Genomic DNA, 16,600 nt, shown 5'->3' with positions numbered 1-16,600 from the left:
AAACTTGAAATGTGATAAAATTGAAAAATGACTTGAAAAATGACTTGAAAAATGACTTGAAAAATGACTTGAAAAATGATTTTGAATTATTTTATTTTTGTTTTAAATTTATATAAAAAGATGTTACGTTCTCATCTAAGAACCTGGAAGTTCCAAATGGCTTTTAGAACATTCTACTTTCTTATTTATATAGAGAAGAGGGTTGAAGTGTCTGATTTGTGGGCTGAAAGTTTTTCATTTTTTAATTTTTTTAGTTTGGGAAGAGGTTTGAGGTTTTGACTTGTGGGTTGAGATTTATTCGTTTTTTAATCTTTTTAGTGGGGTTAATCTTTTTGGAATAGGTGCTTTTTTACTAGTGGATTTTCAATTGATGAGAACGTAAGTTATACTATGAACTCGGAGTATATATTATTTTTAATGTATAATTTACAATACATGAATATAATAGTTAGAGAACCAGACTAACATTTATTTTGACAATTTAATGTTAATCGGTAGTATAAATGGATTCAAAAAAGAAGAAAAAACGGGACCCTGATCCACCAGATCATAAACAAGATAAACGATATCGACTTCACGAATTCAAAAGACCTGCACACCTTCGGCTCAATTTACGAAAAAATCCTCAAAGACCTCAATCCTCAAAGACCTCCAGAGTGCAGGCAATGCAGGCGAGTTCTACACCCCGAGAGCCGTCACCCAGTTCATGGTGGACATGGTTGACCCGAAGCTGGGCGAAAAAATCCTTGACCCTGCCTGTGGTACAGGCGGTTTTCTGACCAGCACAATAGAACACATCCACGAAAAATACGTGAATTCCGTGGAAGACCACCGCATTTTACAGGAATCCATCTCCGGCGTTGAGAAAAAGCAGCTTCCGCATCTGCTCTGCATAACCAACGTACTCCTCCACGGAATAGAAGTCCCTTCCCGCATCCACCATGACAACACCCTCGATCGCCCGCTCCGTGACTACACCCCGAAAGACCGCGTAGACATGATAGTGACAAATCCGCCTTTCGGAGGCGTGGAAGAAGACGGAATAGAGACAAACTTCCCAACCAATTTCCAGACCCGCGAGACCGCTGACCTTTTCCTAGTCCTGATAATGCACATTTTAAAAGATGGAGACCGCTGCGCAATAGTCCTCCCTGACGGCACCCTCTTTGGCGAAGGCGCAAAGACCCGCATTAAAGAAAAACTCCTTGAGGAGTGCAACCTGCACACAATTGTCCGCCTCCCAAACGGCGTCTTCAGCCCCTACACTGGCATAAAAACCAACCTCCTTTTCTTCACCAAAGGCGAACCCACAAAAGAAGTATGGTACTACGAACACCCCTACCCCGCCGGCTACAAGTCTTACTCCAAAACAAAACCCATGCGCATAGAAGAATTTGCCCCGGAAAAAGCCTGGTGGACCAAGCGCGAAGAAAGTGAAAACGCCTGGAAAGTAAAAGTAGAAGACATAATCGCCAGCAACTACAACCTCGACATCAAAAACCCAAACACAGTTGAAAACGACCACGGGGACCCTGAAGAACTGCTGGAAAAAATACCAGACCCTCCTTTCCGAAATAGAAGAAACCCGAACCGCCCTCAAAAAAGAACTCATGGACGCGCTGGCAGGGAAAAACGCATGAATCCGGACGTATTTTTTGAAAACTTTGAACTGCTTACAGATGCGCCGAATGGGGTGCAGAAGTTGAGAGAACTTATTTTGCAGCTTGCGGTGATGGGAAAACTCGTGCCACAAAATCCAGAGGATGAAACAGCTTCGGTTTTGAGCGGAAAAAATACTAAACCTTTACAATCTGTGCGAGAAGATGAACTGCCATTTGATTCTCCAAAAGGCTGGATTTTTACTCGTATGGATCATGTTTCAAATGCTATTCATTATGGATATACAGCTTCTGCAAATACCACTTTGAAAGATGTTCGACTGCTTAGAATCACAGATATTCAAAATAACAAAGTTAATTGGGAAACGGTTCCAGGTTGTGAAATTGATAAGCATAAGTTAGGCGCTTATGCTCTAAACAACAATGACCTACTCATTGCTCGAACAGGAGGAACTATAGGGAAATCCTACTTGGTCGAAAATTTAACTTTAAATGCGGTTTTTGCCTCATACCTCATTAGAATAGTACCAAATAATTTGATATTCCCTAAGTATTTAAAATTATATGCGGATTCCCCACTTTACTGGGATCAACTCTATTCTAAGTGTGCTGTAACTGGTCAGCCAAATGTAAATGCAACATCTTTAAAGTCTTTGATCGTCCCTCTCCCACCCCTCGCCGAGCAAAAACGCATTGTCTCTAAAGTTGACGAACTAATGTCCCTCTGCGATAAACTCGAAGCCCGCCACCAGAAAAAACAGGAAATCCAGAGCAAATTCAACAGCGCCGCCCTTGACAAAATGTTCAGCGCAGAAAATCAGGAAGAATTCGAACAGAACTGGCAGCGCATCTGCGAAAATTTTGATTTTCTCTACGACAACCCTGAAAATGTTGGAAAACTAAAGCAGGCGATTCTTCAGCTTGCGGTATAGGGGAAACTTGTAGAGCAGAATCCAGAGGATGAGCCGGCAAGTGTTTTGATTGAGAGGATTGAAGCGGAAAAAAGACAGCTAGTTAAAGAAGGGAAAATTAAAAAATTCTCACCTTTACCTGTTGTAGATACTATTGAAATACCATATGAAGTACCTACAAGTTGGGAATGGATAAGATTCGGTAAGATTGTCGAATCAATGATGAACGGTATATACAAACATGCAAAATATTATTCAGAGGACGGAATCGGCTGTCTTAGAATGTATAATATCAATGGTGGGGAGATCAATCTCAAAGATTTAAAACGAATGATTTTGACTGAAGACGAGCTTAAAAATTATCAACTTTTAAGTGGAGACCTGTTAGTTAATCGAGTGAATAGCAGGGAACTTGTTGGAAAAGCTGGTGTTATCCGAGATTTTGGTGAACCTTTAGTTTTTGAAAGTAAGAATATCAGAGTGAGATTATTAATGAAGGAAACTCTTCATGACTAATAAATATTCTATTTCAAACAAGAGAAATCAGGAAAACATTTGAAGGCGATGCAAAGCAGACATGTGGTCAGGCTTCAGTAAACCAAGTCCAAATAGAAAATCTTTTAATTCCTCTCCCACCCCTCAATGAACAAAAACGCATCGTTGAAAAAGTCGAGCAACTCATGGGTTTGTGTGATGAACTTGAGGAAAAGTTAAGGAAGTCTCAGGAAGATAGCGAGAAACTTATGGAAACGGTTGTCAGGGGTTTGTTAGAAGGAGCCGCCACCAAAATATAATAAATAGAGTTGTGAAAATCTTCCCGAAAAACCATATTCACTATCTCGGACCTGTCTTTTCACCGAGCGAACGCTCAGCCCAGTCCGAAAAAGCAGGGCAGGATAATACTCATAAAGCCGATAATAACATGGCTTCTGGAATAACACCATCGATACCCTGAAAATCACAACTTTAAAAATCCCAGGATAAAAAAGAATTGTCAGTGATATTGATAATATGGGGATTGGGCATCCGGGTATTGGAGAGTGGGGGGTATGGGGGGGTTAAAAAAAGAGTTAAAAACAAGTCTTTAACGACCTTTCCAGATGCCCACTAGTCTAGTTGATTTAATGATATATATAAATAAGGGTTAATAATTTATTTACAAAGTCCCATCAAGGCAACAGTGTATGATTTACGAGCAAACGTTTAAAACAAAAAATAGAATAAGAATTGTTTTAAGTCCTCTTAAGCTGAACACAAAAAAGTACATAATAGCGAATCAAACCCATCCTTTTTTCAATATTTCCCCGTCATCTTTGCAATCGTCCTGTGCAATCCGTGTATGCTGAGCCCGCTTCCGAGGTACATCATGGGGCAGCGACCTGCCAGGTATTCGAGTTCTTCATCTCTGCAGGCACTGAGGGCTTTTTCGGTTTCGGTTCTCCAGTGAATCCAGGCTTTTTTTGTGCCTTTTTCTTTCAGGACGGAGATCTGGTCTCCGGGGTCGGATTTCGTTATGCCTATGACGACGCGGTCCAAGCCAGTCGGAAGTTCGGAAACGTTTTTCAAGGAGTCGGGAGCAGGTTTTTCGGAGAGGTCAACGACATATACATTTTTGCCCCGTTTTTTGAGTTCCGAGACGGTCCATTTCATGGCTGGCTTTGTATTGTCGGTAATCACTGCAAAATTGTTTGCGTTCCAGAAATTAATCCAATCTGAGGCTGTTGGTTCCATATTAGATTCCCCCTTGAATTATAGATTCATACTTATAGATTCATAATTTGATTTTATGCGTTATATATCATTCATGTAAAAAATGTGTTGTGAACCCCTGGTCCATAAGCCAAAAAAATAAAAACATAAAGGAGAATATAAAGGGGCAGCAGAACTCTAGTAAGAATTCTGCTTACTCTTTCAATTACTGGCCCTGAAGTCTCTGCCCGGCAGCCTGGAGTGCGCCGCCCAGTGCTTTTGCAAGCTCACAGTTCTGGTTGCACTTTGATGGACAGTTGCAGTAATTTGGCACATTATCCATCATCCACTGGCCGAGGAAACCGAAAGCCTTGAGCTGTTCTTCATTTGCAGTCTCTACGAAGTTGTTAATGTCTTTTAACTCCATGAATTATCACCAATCAGTTAATTAAACTACAGATTTATATACTTAAGCGTCATAATTCTGCACAATCTGTTTTTTTGTACACAAATATGACCTTAAAAATTTAATAATTAGGACATTTGTGCCAAATTAATCTACTTTCACCTCTACTTTTTACCCCTATTTTTATCCCTACTTTTTGTATTTTTGCTTGAAAGTATACATATTGAGAATATGTTTAAAATTAAAACGTAGTTATTTTCATTATTAACCGGTAAAAAATCCCTTTATTCAAGATAATCGATATATTATTACATTAAATGACTTTTAGATTAATTTAAACAGATTTTTTTACAAAATAAGTATTATTATTAAATTTTATTGAAAAAAATAAGGAATTTTATTGGAAATAATAAAAACCCAATTATTTAAAAAGACGGCAGCCTGACTATTCAGACAAATTTTACAGCCGGAAAAAGAACAGTGAAATAGTAAAAAAGATATGTGTAAGCACAGCAGAATACGAAATTAAAAAATAGAAGCCTGGCTAATCCGGCAAAACCCAACCGTAATATATATATAGAAAAAATAATAATGATTATTATAATAAAGAGAGTCGATATAGCAAAATATTGATAAGATAACATATTTAAGAACATTAGGGCTCATTGCCTGAAGAATAAATGACAGTTTATCTCCAGGCCACATAAGCCCTATGTAAATAAAGTAGGTACACACTTGCCGCATGGTGGTGTGTGATTTAAAAGCGGCAAAGGTCTATCGCACTATGAAAAGATAGGTGTATCTACTTACTTTATGTCAGGGCGTTGATCTGCCATACTAAGACGTTGACCTGCAAACTGTAAAGCTCCCTGGAAGGCCTCGGTGTGCTCGCACTCACAAGAGTCGGAATTGCAGAACCTGATTCCGTAGTGTTGCATCCATTTGTTAAGGTAGCCGAAGGCTTCAAGCTGTTCTCCACTGGCATTCAAAACAAAAGCAGTGATGGGGTGCGTATAGTCTGAAGAGTCTGCCATATCGACGAAACTTGGTGCTTCGTATTCTTCGTTTTGTGGGGACTGTACAGTTTCATATGGCGATGGGCGGCAAAAACGCCTCCATGCGGCATGGTGTTCGATCAGATCCGTTTATATATACCTCCATATATTACTTAATATATAGTTTACATATTTTAAAAAGTGTTGAATACATATATATTTGAGCGTCATGATTATGTACAATTAACACTCAGTACAGAAAAATGACCCTTAATAGGAAGAGTTCATAATAAAACAGAATTATTTTGCGGAAAAAATAAAAACCATTTCAATGTAAACTGTAGTACAGGAAGGTACCCGACATGAACTCCGAAACCCTGACAGAAAGCCCAAACCTAAACGGAAAGAATACACAGTCAGTAACCGGGGAACCCATAAATTCACTTGAAAATGTCCCTGACTATTTTTTAAAATATAATGTTGAGAGCAACTACTTTGAAGAACTGCACTCCATAAAAAAAGAAATTAATTCCCTTCGAAATGAGTTTTCCCGTTTCCTGCAACGGGCAAACCAGCAACATATAGATCTTATGCTTTCCGAGATGAGGACAAACTTCATGAAACCCATGATAAACTACCTCTGCGAGGAAGCTGGCGAGCGCATGGAGAACGGGATGACCCAGGACTGTCAGATGCGGGAACTCTGTGAGACCGCTTTCCGGGATCTTTTACAGGAAACTGCAGGTCTTGTCGGAAAAGAGAAAGTCAGCTCCGAAACTATCAAAATATACAGGGAAAAGCTAATAGAACTGAAAAAGCATGCAAAAACCGAAAAGTGCAGCAAGTGTTTTTCGGAAGCTTCTACCCTTTTTGAAAAACAGGTCAGGCTAATGCGTTCCCTCCAGATCTACGAAGATCAAACAGAAGGCACAGAGCATGCTGACATCAGTGAACTCAAACCTGAAAAAATGGTTCCAGAAATCTGCGAACCCATTGCCAACAAACAACGCCTCATTATGCTAAAAGCCCTCTCAGGAGAAAGTAAGACCTTTTCCGAACTATCCAAACTCACCGGGCTTCGCGGTGGAAACCTTCTCTTCCACCTACAGAAATTACTTGATACAAGCATGGTTTTACAGAGGAGTGAACGTGGGGACTATATCATCACAAGAAAAGGTTATTCCACTCTTCAGGGGCTTTCCAGGATCTATTCGGAAATCGGGTTGATAGAATAATGGACAGAAAACAGATGCATAAAAACCTGTGCATAAAAACTGTAGAAAACCTGTAAACAGCTAGAGAAATTACTCTAAATAAAAAATCGATAAACAGAAAAAAATTAAGGAAATTGGATTGGATCGAAAAGACCATTTTAGCCGTCATTTCCTATTGCCTCAACCGGGCAGCTTTCCAATGCCTCCTTACAGGCTTCCTTTTCCTCATCAGTGTCCGGCTGTTTATATACATAAGCGTTAGAGTCCTCTTCAGTCATTTTAAAGTTCTCTGGTGATGTATCCACACATAAATTGCATGCGATACATTCATAATCTACATAATAAGGTCCGGGAACATTTTCCGCAACTTTATCGGTCTTATCAGCCATATTTCACTCCTCCAATTGTGTTTATTTCATAACAAGAGTTATTAAAAGGATTTTTATATATAATTTAACATTCAAAACACCCTTTCAAGCCTTAAAGTTCAGCCATATTCCTGATGTTCAACTACATTGCCCTTATACATCTTTTCACCGTGATGAAAAAATCCTTGAGGAAAAAGAAAGTTTTATTAATAGACTCGATTATTATAATATACAGTTATATAAATAAATTAAAGATACAGGTGTCAGCCTATATTAATTTAAACAGGGGATCAGTATTACGGAAAAAAGCCTTCAGGACAAATTCACAGGTAAATGGCTTCCTGAAAAGGAGCTGCCTGACTTTTTTGAATCCAAAGAAGAATTGAAAATATTCCTCGAAAGTATTCCACCGGTCATTTTTATAAGAAAAGCCGAAGCTGGCTTTCCGGTCGAGTTTTCTTCTGCAAACATTTCATGCTTTGGGTATGAACCTTCTGATTTTAAGGCGGGAAAAATTCTATATGCTGACATAGTTCACCCTGAAGACCTTGAAGCTTTTAATTTCGGAGTTATAAGTAATTCCGAGAGAGGGATTACAGACTATACCCTAGAATACAGGATCCTTACAAAAAGTGGAGATGTTCGCCGGGTTGAGGATCGGACTCTTATCCAGTACGGGAAAAACAGCAGGATAAGCCGTTACTTCGGGATTGTTTCAGACATAACCACTTGCAGGGAGCTTGCAGAAAAGCTGGGGCAGGAGGAGCAAAAATTCAGCTCTTTGCTTAACTCAAGCGGCGATATTTTAATTATCCTGGACAGGAATGGAAAATTCCTGGAAACAAACGAAGGGGCGTGCATGAGCCTGGGGTACGATAGAGAAGAACTCCTTAAACTTGCTCCCGCAAACATCGATACCAGATATGGAAACCAGTTTCCCAGGCAAGTTAAGAAAATATCCCAGAAAGGGAAAATTACTTTTGAGACTACCTATCTGAAAAAAGATGGGAATTCTATCCCGGTAGAAGTAGAAGCCCATTTAATGGATTACGAGGGCAAAAGCACAGTTCTTACAGTTGCAAGAGATATCAGCAAGCAAAAGAAAATAAAAAAAGACCTTTATTACTCATTAAAAGTAAATAAAGTCCTGGAATTAATTGTCAGCAACAGCCCTGTAGTTGTCTTTCTGAGCAGTCCCAGAGAAAAACGACCTGTGGAATTCATGACTGAAAACATAATCCTTTTTGGTTATCCTGCAGGGGCTTTTACCTCAGGGAAACTTACATATGAAGACATTATTCATCCCCTTGATGTTGAAAAGGTAAGGGAGAACCTTTTCAGGAATTATAACGAAGGCAGAAAAGACTTTTTCCAGGAATACAGGATTCTTACAGCTTCCGGAGAGGTCCGCTGGGTTAATGAGCAGACGTTTATTCATTCCGATGAAAAAGGGGATATCGAATACCTCTATGGGACAGTTATAGACGTTACTGAAAAAAGGCAAAGCTCTGACTTCCTGCGTCTCCGCCGCGATATCGGCACTGCCCTTACTTCCACAGATGAGCTTCAGGAAATCTTAAGGCGGCTCCTTGATCTGGCTCTTGAAGTTGAGCCTCTGGATTCAGGTTGCATCTATCTTACGGATGAGAACAGCTGGGAACTGAAACTAAAGACCTGCAAGGGATTATCCCCTGCTTTTGTGAAAGCAGCGTCCGGTTTTGGGAAAGCTAAGGGGCTGACAAACCTGCTCAGGATAGGAAAACCTGTTTACAGGCACTATTTTGAGATTAAAAATATGGCTTCTCTTGAGGCACCACCTGAAGAAAAGCTCAGAGCAGCTGCTTTTATTCCCGTTTTTTCAGGCAGTCGTCTTGCTGCAGTCATGCAGCTAAGTTCCCATAAGGCAGACGAAATTCCCGAAATTTCCAGAAGACAGCTTGAAACCATTGCTCTTGAACTAGGAAACGAAATCGGCAGAATAAAGGAAAAAGCAGAACTCCAGCAAACCAGCAGTGATTTCCAGGGGCTCTTTAAAAGTATAAAGGACTTTATTTTTATAGTGGACCATGAAGGCTGCATTGTCCATTCCAATCCCGCTTTCCGCAAGCACCTTTCATATACGGAAAAAGAACTCCTTGGAAAAAATATCCTTTCCTTCCATCCCCAGAACCAGGTCCTTAAAGCCGCAAAAAACTTCTCTGAAATACTCGAAGGAAAAACATCCCTGTACAGCGTGCCCTTTGTTGCCAGGGGAGGGGGCGAGATTTTTGCTGAAACCAGATTCAGCAGAGGTTCATGGAGAGGACAGGAAGTCCTGATCGCTCTCGCACGCCCCAGGCTTGCAGAGTATGAAACAAAAGGAACAGAACAAGCAAAAGTAACAAAAGAAACAATAAATTCCTCCGGGGTTTAATCAATAATATTATATATCTATTTTTAATTTTATTCTCCCGCTCAGAGAACAAAATAGAGAAAAATTAGCCTTTTCCCTTTTCAACCAAAAGAATGACATATAAAAAAATCTTTGTTTTAAAAAAACTAATATATATGTTTATCCCATCAAGAAATCTAACAATTTTAAAATTATACAGCCGGAAGATACTGATACTTGAAACAATTTCCAAAAAAAAGAGTTAAGTTAGAAATTATCTCATATGGATGAATTTGAAGTTATAGGTTTTTTATGCATATATAAGTCTTCCGAAATTATCCTGTTTGGAGGGAGTTAAAACCATGAGAAATATATTATAAGTTAATGAGCTGTAAATACAGAAAGCTCATACCAGTAAATTGGTTCCAACTATGTGAACCCTGATGGGGGGACACAAGATCAGTACTCATGTGAATAGACCCCAAACAGACTGAAAAAGTACCACAAAGTATAAAAAATACCCCAATGTCTGGAACCGTAACCTGCACTTCACAGGGCCGGGTACCATAAACACCCAAACATATTATCTACCACCATATCTACTATCTACCACACTACCATATCTACACATCTACCACACCACAAACCCGGCCCTGGTGTGCAGTTGAGATGTTTTGAGAACTCCTTTTTTGAACATCCCTTTATCTGAGCAAGCCTGCTTTTAAATGAGCCTGCTTTTAAATGAGCCTGCTTTTGAATGAGCCTGCTTTTGAATGAGCCTGCTTTTGAATGAGCCTGTTTCCGGACAACCCGCTTGTGGACAATTTCATTGCTGAAAGCATATGTTAAAACCAGAAACAGATCCATTCTAAAGTTTCTGGGAAATATATTTAATTCCATTCGCCTTTTTATTAAATTGGGACACGAACTCTATATCCTGCCCCTGGGCGATATATAAACTGCCTGCAAATAGATGCCTGCAAATGCTTTACCGACCAGAGGCGATCAGACGGACCCAAAAAAAGAATTCAGAGAGGGCTAAAAGAAAGCTTAGATGTTCCTTTTCACCGCCGGGTCCATTTCAACATTTTCCCTGACCAGTCTGTCTCCGGAAAGTGTGTAGATTACGGGCCTTGCATTGGCCAATTTGATTTTGCGGATGTCTTCATTGGAGATTCTTTCAATATGCTTGATCAGCGCCCTCAAACTGTTCTGGTGAGCACAGACAATTACATTTTTTCCTTCCAGAAAAACAGGAAGGATCTCCCTTTCGAAATAGGGAACTACACGTCTGTAGATATCTTTGAGGCTCTCCCCTTCAGGAGGCCCTTCGTCGTAGCTCCGACACCAGTGAAAGATCTGTTCCTCCCCATATTTCTCTTTCATTTTTTCCTTTTTCTTTCCTTGCAGTATCCCATAATAGCGCTCATTTAAGGCTTCACTGGAATAGATAGGTATAAGGCTCTTTTCGATTTTAGGGGGATATGAATACCGGTTTTCTTTTTCATGGACAAAGACCCCTATCTTTGCCTGTTTAGAAAGGATAAGAAAGAGAGTTTCCTGCGCCCGGACCAGCTTCGAAGTAAAAGCAATGTCCAGCCTGATCTTCTCAAATTCTGCAGCGCAGAGCAGGGCTTCTTCTATCCCCTTCTCTGTCAGAGGGACGTCTACCCAGCCTCCAAATCTGCCATCAACGTTCCAGCCGGATTCCCCATGTCGTACAAGTATAAGGTAATTCATCCAGATCTTCCAATCCCAAGACTTAATGCTTGTTTTTTAAAAAGTGGTTTTAAAGAATAACCGTAAAGTATGGTTTTAAGGTATGGTTTTTTTGATTTAAACCTTCATGATATATGCAATTGGGGCTTAAACTCAAGTTCCGTATCGTAGAGCAGGTGCCATAGGTCACCTTTTTTGTACATTCTTTCTGCATCAATTGCAGCTCCCTGCCCTATTATTTCGAACCTGACTCCCCGACCTTTGAAAGTGGCCTTCCCGAGCCTGCTTTCCATCCGGCTGTAGTCAAGGGCATCGGCGAGCCGGATAAGGGCGGCCACTTTCAGGGTAATATCCTGCATGGCTTCGGGCATTTTTCCGAAAGTCTTTCCTTTAAGACCCTCAAGTTTCTTTTTTCCAATCTTCTTTTTGTGCAGGAAAGCCGTCCAGGCAACAACCGGCCACAACCTTTCAGGTAACTCGGCAGGCGGGTGGCGAAGCAGGATGTCCCTTCCAGCCCTGTGGTGGTTCTCAAAGTCAGTAGCTACCCCTACATCATGCACGAGGGCAGCCAATTCCACCAGTTTCCGAAACTCTGAGTCCAGCCCGTGGACAGGAGCGAGGATCTCAAAAAGTTCGAGTGCATTTCGGGCCACGTTATCGGCATGGCTACGTTCAATTCCGTATTTATGGAAAAGGTCTTCGAGGGGCAGGGGTTCGGGCAGTAAATCTTCCCAGAATTTGCTATCTTCCGCAGGTCTGGAATTATAACTCATGAAGAATTTCCTTCTTTTTATTTCTTTTTAATGATCAAAATTAACTTGAAGTTATTTCTCAGTTTTCTTTTTTAGATCATCTGCTTTTTTTGCAGGGCCGCCAGACCCAATTTAAAGTTCTTTCAATTTACAGAGCGTTTAATGTTCCTCGAGCTGTTTTTCCATCCCCTGAGGGCTTTCTATTGCTTATTCTCTTCCGTACAGGTCAAGCTTTGTACAGATACCTGCAGAAACCCATATGGTAAGCGCAGGGATGAAAGCTTTTAAAAACTCTATGAGAGTAGCTCCAGGAGAAATGGAAGTTTCCACTGTGGCAAATCCGATATCAAGGACAAGAGTTGATACCCCAAACAGCATGAGGGCAATAAATACCCTGGTTGCTCGCTGCCCCGTGTCTCCCGCATCTTCCGGGAACCCCTTTCGTATTATAAGGAGATATGCCGTGTTCGCACCAAGGAAAAAGCCTGCTACTTCACCGCTTACAAGAGACAGGGATGCAAAAAGAACAGGAACTACAAACATAATAGAGTAAAAAAAGAGATTTTTCTGCCTGAAAACAGGCTTAAAGTTCTCTTTTTTGAAAAATTCATCTTTCAGGGGACCTTTGAGGAAATACTTAAAAGCGACCAGGATACTTAAACCCAGAACAGCTCCTCCCAGGACATCACCCAGAAAATGCCTTCCCAGGTACATTCTCGAAAAAGCTACGATCAGCACTGCTCCGGGAGCCAGCCTACTGATTGTTCTGCTGTTGAAGACACTGGAGGCTCCTCCCCAGAGCACGGTGGTAAGTGCGACATGCCCAGAAGGAAATCCAAAGGGAGAATCGGGAAGGGGCTCCTGAAGACGGAAAGCCTCAATGACCTCCCTGTCTGGAAGTCTGAAAAAGCCTGTATCCCCATTTCCATCAAAAGGAGAGGTATTTTTGATTCCATCCTCCAGGTTAAGTACCCTGCTGTCTACAAAATCCGGCCTTGGAAAGGCAATCAGCGCCTTAAAGGTCTCGGTAATCAGGGCAGTCCAGAGCAGCAGCTGGAACAGAAGAAAACCCTTCTTGAAATCGATCCCGAAAGCGGTGATGATTATCATGCCAGCAAAAAAGGCGGCAGACCCCATTGAAGTTATCAAAACCATGAAGAAAGTAAACCATTCGGTCCCAAGGGATTGGAGGTAAAGTATGGGTTCTGTCTGGAACAAAGGATTTGTCTCCTGATTTCCTGATTAATGCTTACCGGCAGAAATGTATCCAGCTCTATCCGGAAAGCCGAGAATCTGTAAAAAGTTTATGTTAAGTTTGGTATTTGACTTTACTTATTCAGTATGAAAAATTAATAAAAATGTGAAAAAAATATTTATTATTGTGACAGCATTGATATGATTATATTTCGGTCATGAATTGGATATTATCATCAATCATGTATCAGTCATGTTAAACTCCATCTTCTAAGCCGGTAACCGGGACTTTATTAAAACCTGATAATTTATTGGAGCCTGGAATTTAAGCCTGGAATTTAATTGAAGCGCAATGTATTCCAAAGAATCGAGGTCGATTACTTGAAGCTGAACCAGATAGACGATACCCGAAAGAAAAGAGCAGTTATCATTTTCCTTGCTGCCATTATTTTCATCTCGGTCAAGGGATTTTTATCCCCTGTAGTAGGTGTTGGTTTTGTTCTCCAAAAGGAAGTCGTTGGAGTTGAAGGAGAAGATAGGACTATCATCTTCCAGAGCGGCCCTGAAGGGATCTCGGTTCAGGATGAAGCCTGTGGACAATTGCTTCCGGAAGGCACCGAAAACTTCCAGATCAACGAGTCAGTGGAAACCAAACTTAAAACCATGTATCCGGAAATCGAGTACGTTGTCCGAATGCGGCTCTGCGTTGAAGACGAAGTCAGGGAATACAGGGTAAGTAGGGAAGACTTCAATACGCTGGAGGTAGGCAGGGTGGCAAAGTTCAGGGTTTACCGCTCCGAAAGGGACGTTATCGAAAAGATCGTTGAGATGTAAAAACCATATCATGACCCTAGATTAAAAGAACTCTTCTGCTTTTAACTCTAAGGCGGAAAGTCCCCTTCCTCGGAGCGTAAGCGACAGGTAGGGGATGAAAGCCGTCAACTTCTACAAAACAACAGTAACATAATTATGCATGCTTATAGTTATCTAGATATATATATAACTATACGGCATAAACTGAATCTTAGAAGCCATTTTACATATTCACCCCATTATCATTTCGTTCAGTGTGTGAAATATAGGAGAAAAGCTCTAACGAACCCTTTAGTTGTTGATTTTCTCAAAACAAAAATCCATACCATAAGTGAAACATTTGATGTTGAAGTGCTGAATATCGAGTGTGACAAAGACCATTTTCACTTATTATTTTCAGCAAAACCTTCACTTGATATTCCAAAATATATCAACACCACAAAAATAATAACTTCAAGGGAGATTCATAAAAACTTCCCTGAAGTAAAAACTATGTTATGGAAAGATACGTTCTGGTCAAGATCGTATTTTATCGCATCGACAGGATAAGTAACCTTAGAAGGACAAGTAACCTTAGATATACTGAAGCAATATGTTGATAACCAGGGCAAATATGCATCTGACGAAGAGAATTAAGATCAATCCAACTGAAGAAAAGGCATGAAATGCCTCTTTGGGAAAGAACTATGAAATGTAATTTTGGAAACGTTATTGATAGAGATAGAAATAGTGCTATCAACATCATGAAGCGATTCTTATCACAAAATGCTTTGCGGACAGGTTATCAGAGGTTTTCTGATAATCTTCGACAAAACAGGATTACAGATGGATACTTGCATTATGCAAATATCCAGGTGACGTAACCACTCGAAGGAAGCTCCGTCCTCACTTTCATCAGAAAGTAGGGCGGGGTAGTTTACCAATTATGATTATCCTGCATACCGGAAGGGACGAAAAACCCTATCCTTTCAATGCAGGTTTTGAAGGCCTTTCCTCTGCTTTTGATCCGGAACAATGGATAATTCATCTCAGTGACCTGAGAGAGCACTATCCGTCTCGTCAACTTAATCGACTCTGTTTATATTTAAAAAAATAGTAGTTTATTCAATTTTTGGGTGTTCCTTAATTATCAGGAGGAGCAGCATAAATAAGGTATAAATTCTGTTTTGTTTTTTTTCGATGTGCACGATATAATTATCTATTTATTTATATAATAAGATATATATGCAGGGTGGAGACACTATAGAGCTAGAACTTATCAAGCTAGAGTTCTTCACGATCATGGTTTCCAGAATCTAATTCATTAAAAATACATCGTTAATGAACACACCGTTAATGGCACAGATATAAATTCATGGTAGATTTATGGTAAATACAATATCTCATATTGGAATCGGTCTGCTTCTTGCCTATGCCCTTGGCTTAAAAGGGAGGAAGAGGCTTTGTCTGGTTCTGCTTTCTATAATCCCTGACCTGGATTATTTCACCTATTCGATCTTTACACTCATTAGCGGAGGCGTAAGCCACGAGGCGCGAAACCAGCTTTTCTATTTGCTGGGACACAGGGAGTTTATGCATTCGGTTTTTTTCGCTTTTATTATCGCACTTCTGATCTGGCTTAAAACTAAAGACAGGGCTTTTACATTTGGAGGGTTTCAGGCTGTTTTCCTGCACATCCTCCTGGATTACACTACGATCGCGAAAATGCGACCCTTCTATCCGTTCAGCACAAACGAGTCCGCCCTTAGAGCCATTTATCCCTTTGATCCCGTGATAAATGTCCTTCCTCTGCTGCCTGTCTTCATTGTGGCTGCGGAATATATAAAGAACAGGGGCAAACGGAGTCTTGAAACCAGGGATAAATGGAATGTTAAAAGCAAGGGAAGATGGTCTTTCGAAGGCAAGGACAGCTGGAGCAATAAAAACAGAGACATATTGAATAGAAAATTAAACGGGCTAAGAAAATTAAACGGGCTAAACAGGTTCCATGGTTTTGTAAACAGGAATGAGGGCAAATTCTATGCCTCTTTTATTATAATCCTCCTTGTCTGGACCACAGTGTTCCCTGTTGCAAAAGTCCTCCTTACGGACAGCATCTCCAGAGCAGAAGGGACCGAGATCAGTTACAACGACACTTACCCGATATCGATCGGCAAATTCCTGGCAGCATATTCGTATGATGATACCCGGTATAAACTCCTGGAAGTCAACTACTGGTCAGGAGTTAAAAAAAGTTTTTACGTTGAGAAGGTAACTGTGACCGGGGATATCCCGGACGCTTTTGCCTACGCCGAAAGAGCCGGGAAACTCTACAGTAATTCAGTGCCTCAGGCGATCGACTATCCTGTTTATTCGGTTTCGGAAAAAGGAGGGACTGTAACCGTAATTTTTAGCGATGCCAGAAACCCTTATGTTAAAAATTGGCCTTATTTTGATACGGTTTACAGGTTTGTTTTTGACAGGGAAAGCGGAAAATACGAGGTATATGAGAGCCACTACGGGAGAGCGGAAAAGAAGCTTGACAAGAACTATTTCGAGTGATTCCGAGA

Annotated in this window: 16 protein-coding genes; 8 read left to right on the top strand and 8 right to left on the bottom strand. The window is 40.6% G+C overall.

The window, feature by feature from the left end; genetic code table 11:
- Positions 1 to 706 precede the first annotated feature (706 nt).
- The 3 genes from MSWHS_RS21085 to MSWHS_RS22470 are packed head-to-tail and all read left to right on the top strand — an operon-like array spanning position 707 to position 3,324.
- Positions 707 to 2,551, top strand: coding sequence for an N-6 DNA methylase (locus MSWHS_RS21085; RefSeq protein ID WP_052722757.1), 1,845 nt, complete (start codon positions 707 to 709; stop codon positions 2,549 to 2,551).
- Between the two features lie 45 nt (positions 2,552 to 2,596).
- Positions 2,597 to 3,046, top strand: coding sequence for a hypothetical protein (locus MSWHS_RS16050; RefSeq protein ID WP_048128580.1), 450 nt, complete (start codon positions 2,597 to 2,599; stop codon positions 3,044 to 3,046).
- Positions 3,046 to 3,324, top strand: a complete 279-nt coding sequence (locus tag MSWHS_RS22470; RefSeq protein ID WP_082088118.1) for a restriction endonuclease subunit S — start codon at positions 3,046 to 3,048, stop codon at positions 3,322 to 3,324. The genes MSWHS_RS16050 and MSWHS_RS22470 overlap by 1 nt, the downstream gene beginning before the upstream one ends.
- A 499-nt stretch (positions 3,325 to 3,823) precedes the next feature.
- On the opposite strand, the gene MSWHS_RS16045 is transcribed toward MSWHS_RS22470, so the two are convergent.
- The 3 genes from MSWHS_RS16045 to MSWHS_RS16035 form a co-directional block, all read right to left on the bottom strand.
- Positions 3,824 to 4,261, bottom strand: coding sequence for a CoA-binding protein (locus tag MSWHS_RS16045; protein WP_048128582.1), 438 nt, complete (start codon positions 4,259 to 4,261; stop codon positions 3,824 to 3,826).
- Positions 4,262 to 4,445: 184 nt separating this feature from the next.
- Complete coding sequence (locus MSWHS_RS16040; RefSeq protein WP_048128584.1) at positions 4,446 to 4,646, bottom strand: hypothetical protein; 201 nt, start codon at positions 4,644 to 4,646, stop codon at positions 4,446 to 4,448.
- A gap of 785 nt (positions 4,647 to 5,431) precedes the next feature.
- Positions 5,432 to 5,659 (bottom strand): hypothetical protein, encoded by a 228-nt coding sequence (locus MSWHS_RS16035; RefSeq protein WP_048128586.1) that lies wholly within the window; start codon positions 5,657 to 5,659, stop codon positions 5,432 to 5,434.
- A gap of 323 nt (positions 5,660 to 5,982) precedes the next feature.
- Between MSWHS_RS16035 and MSWHS_RS16030 the strand changes: the two genes are divergently transcribed.
- Positions 5,983 to 6,855, top strand: a complete 873-nt coding sequence (locus tag MSWHS_RS16030) for a winged helix-turn-helix domain-containing protein (RefSeq protein ID WP_082088119.1) — start codon at positions 5,983 to 5,985, stop codon at positions 6,853 to 6,855.
- Between the two features lie 137 nt (positions 6,856 to 6,992).
- Here the strand turns inward: MSWHS_RS16030 and MSWHS_RS16025 are convergent, their stop codons facing one another.
- Positions 6,993 to 7,223, bottom strand: coding sequence for a ferredoxin (locus MSWHS_RS16025; RefSeq protein WP_048128588.1), 231 nt, complete (start codon positions 7,221 to 7,223; stop codon positions 6,993 to 6,995).
- A 268-nt stretch (positions 7,224 to 7,491) separates the two neighbouring features.
- On the opposite strand from MSWHS_RS16025, the gene MSWHS_RS16020 reads away from it, so the two are divergent.
- Entirely contained in the window at positions 7,492 to 9,615 is a 2,124-nt protein-coding gene (locus tag MSWHS_RS16020; RefSeq protein WP_369798991.1) for a PAS domain S-box protein, read from the top strand.
- Positions 9,616 to 10,179: 564 nt separating this feature from the next.
- On the opposite strand, the gene MSWHS_RS16015 is transcribed toward MSWHS_RS16020, so the two are convergent.
- The 4 genes from MSWHS_RS16015 to MSWHS_RS16000 all read right to left on the bottom strand — a co-directional run bounded on the left by MSWHS_RS16015 (position 10,180) and on the right by MSWHS_RS16000 (position 13,262).
- Complete coding sequence (locus tag MSWHS_RS16015; RefSeq protein WP_197073960.1) at positions 10,180 to 10,473, bottom strand: hypothetical protein; 294 nt, start codon at positions 10,471 to 10,473, stop codon at positions 10,180 to 10,182.
- 150 nt (positions 10,474 to 10,623) lie between these two features.
- On the bottom strand, positions 10,624 to 11,313 hold the full coding sequence (locus MSWHS_RS16010; protein WP_048128594.1) for a histidine phosphatase family protein: 690 nt from the start codon (positions 11,311 to 11,313) through the stop codon (positions 10,624 to 10,626).
- Positions 11,314 to 11,417: 104 nt separating this feature from the next.
- Complete coding sequence (locus tag MSWHS_RS16005; RefSeq protein ID WP_048128595.1) at positions 11,418 to 12,065, bottom strand: HD domain-containing protein; 648 nt, start codon at positions 12,063 to 12,065, stop codon at positions 11,418 to 11,420.
- A gap of 186 nt (positions 12,066 to 12,251) precedes the next feature.
- Positions 12,252 to 13,262, bottom strand: coding sequence for a phosphatase PAP2 family protein (locus MSWHS_RS16000; protein WP_048128597.1), 1,011 nt, complete (start codon positions 13,260 to 13,262; stop codon positions 12,252 to 12,254).
- Positions 13,263 to 13,619: 357 nt separating this feature from the next.
- Here MSWHS_RS16000 and MSWHS_RS15995 point away from each other — a divergent pair, with 357 nt between their 5' ends.
- The 3 genes from MSWHS_RS15995 (at position 13,620) to MSWHS_RS15985 (ending at position 16,592) form a co-directional block, all read left to right on the top strand.
- On the top strand, positions 13,620 to 14,072 hold the full coding sequence (locus MSWHS_RS15995; RefSeq protein WP_048128599.1) for a hypothetical protein: 453 nt from the start codon (positions 13,620 to 13,622) through the stop codon (positions 14,070 to 14,072).
- A 135-nt stretch (positions 14,073 to 14,207) separates the two neighbouring features.
- A complete protein-coding gene (gene tnpA, locus MSWHS_RS15990) occupies positions 14,208 to 14,600 on the top strand; it encodes an IS200/IS605 family transposase (protein WP_231585484.1) in 393 nt (130 codons plus the stop codon).
- Between the two features lie 816 nt (positions 14,601 to 15,416).
- Complete coding sequence (locus tag MSWHS_RS15985; protein ID WP_048128600.1) at positions 15,417 to 16,592, top strand: metal-dependent hydrolase; 1,176 nt, start codon at positions 15,417 to 15,419, stop codon at positions 16,590 to 16,592.
- The last annotated feature ends 8 nt before the right edge of the window (positions 16,593 to 16,600 follow it).

The organism is Methanosarcina sp. WWM596, assembly GCF_000969965.1.
Lineage (GTDB): Archaea > Halobacteriota > Methanosarcinia > Methanosarcinales > Methanosarcinaceae > Methanosarcina.
Note: the sequence above shows the minus strand (reverse complement) of the source record. Positions and strands in the feature narration are given on the sequence as shown.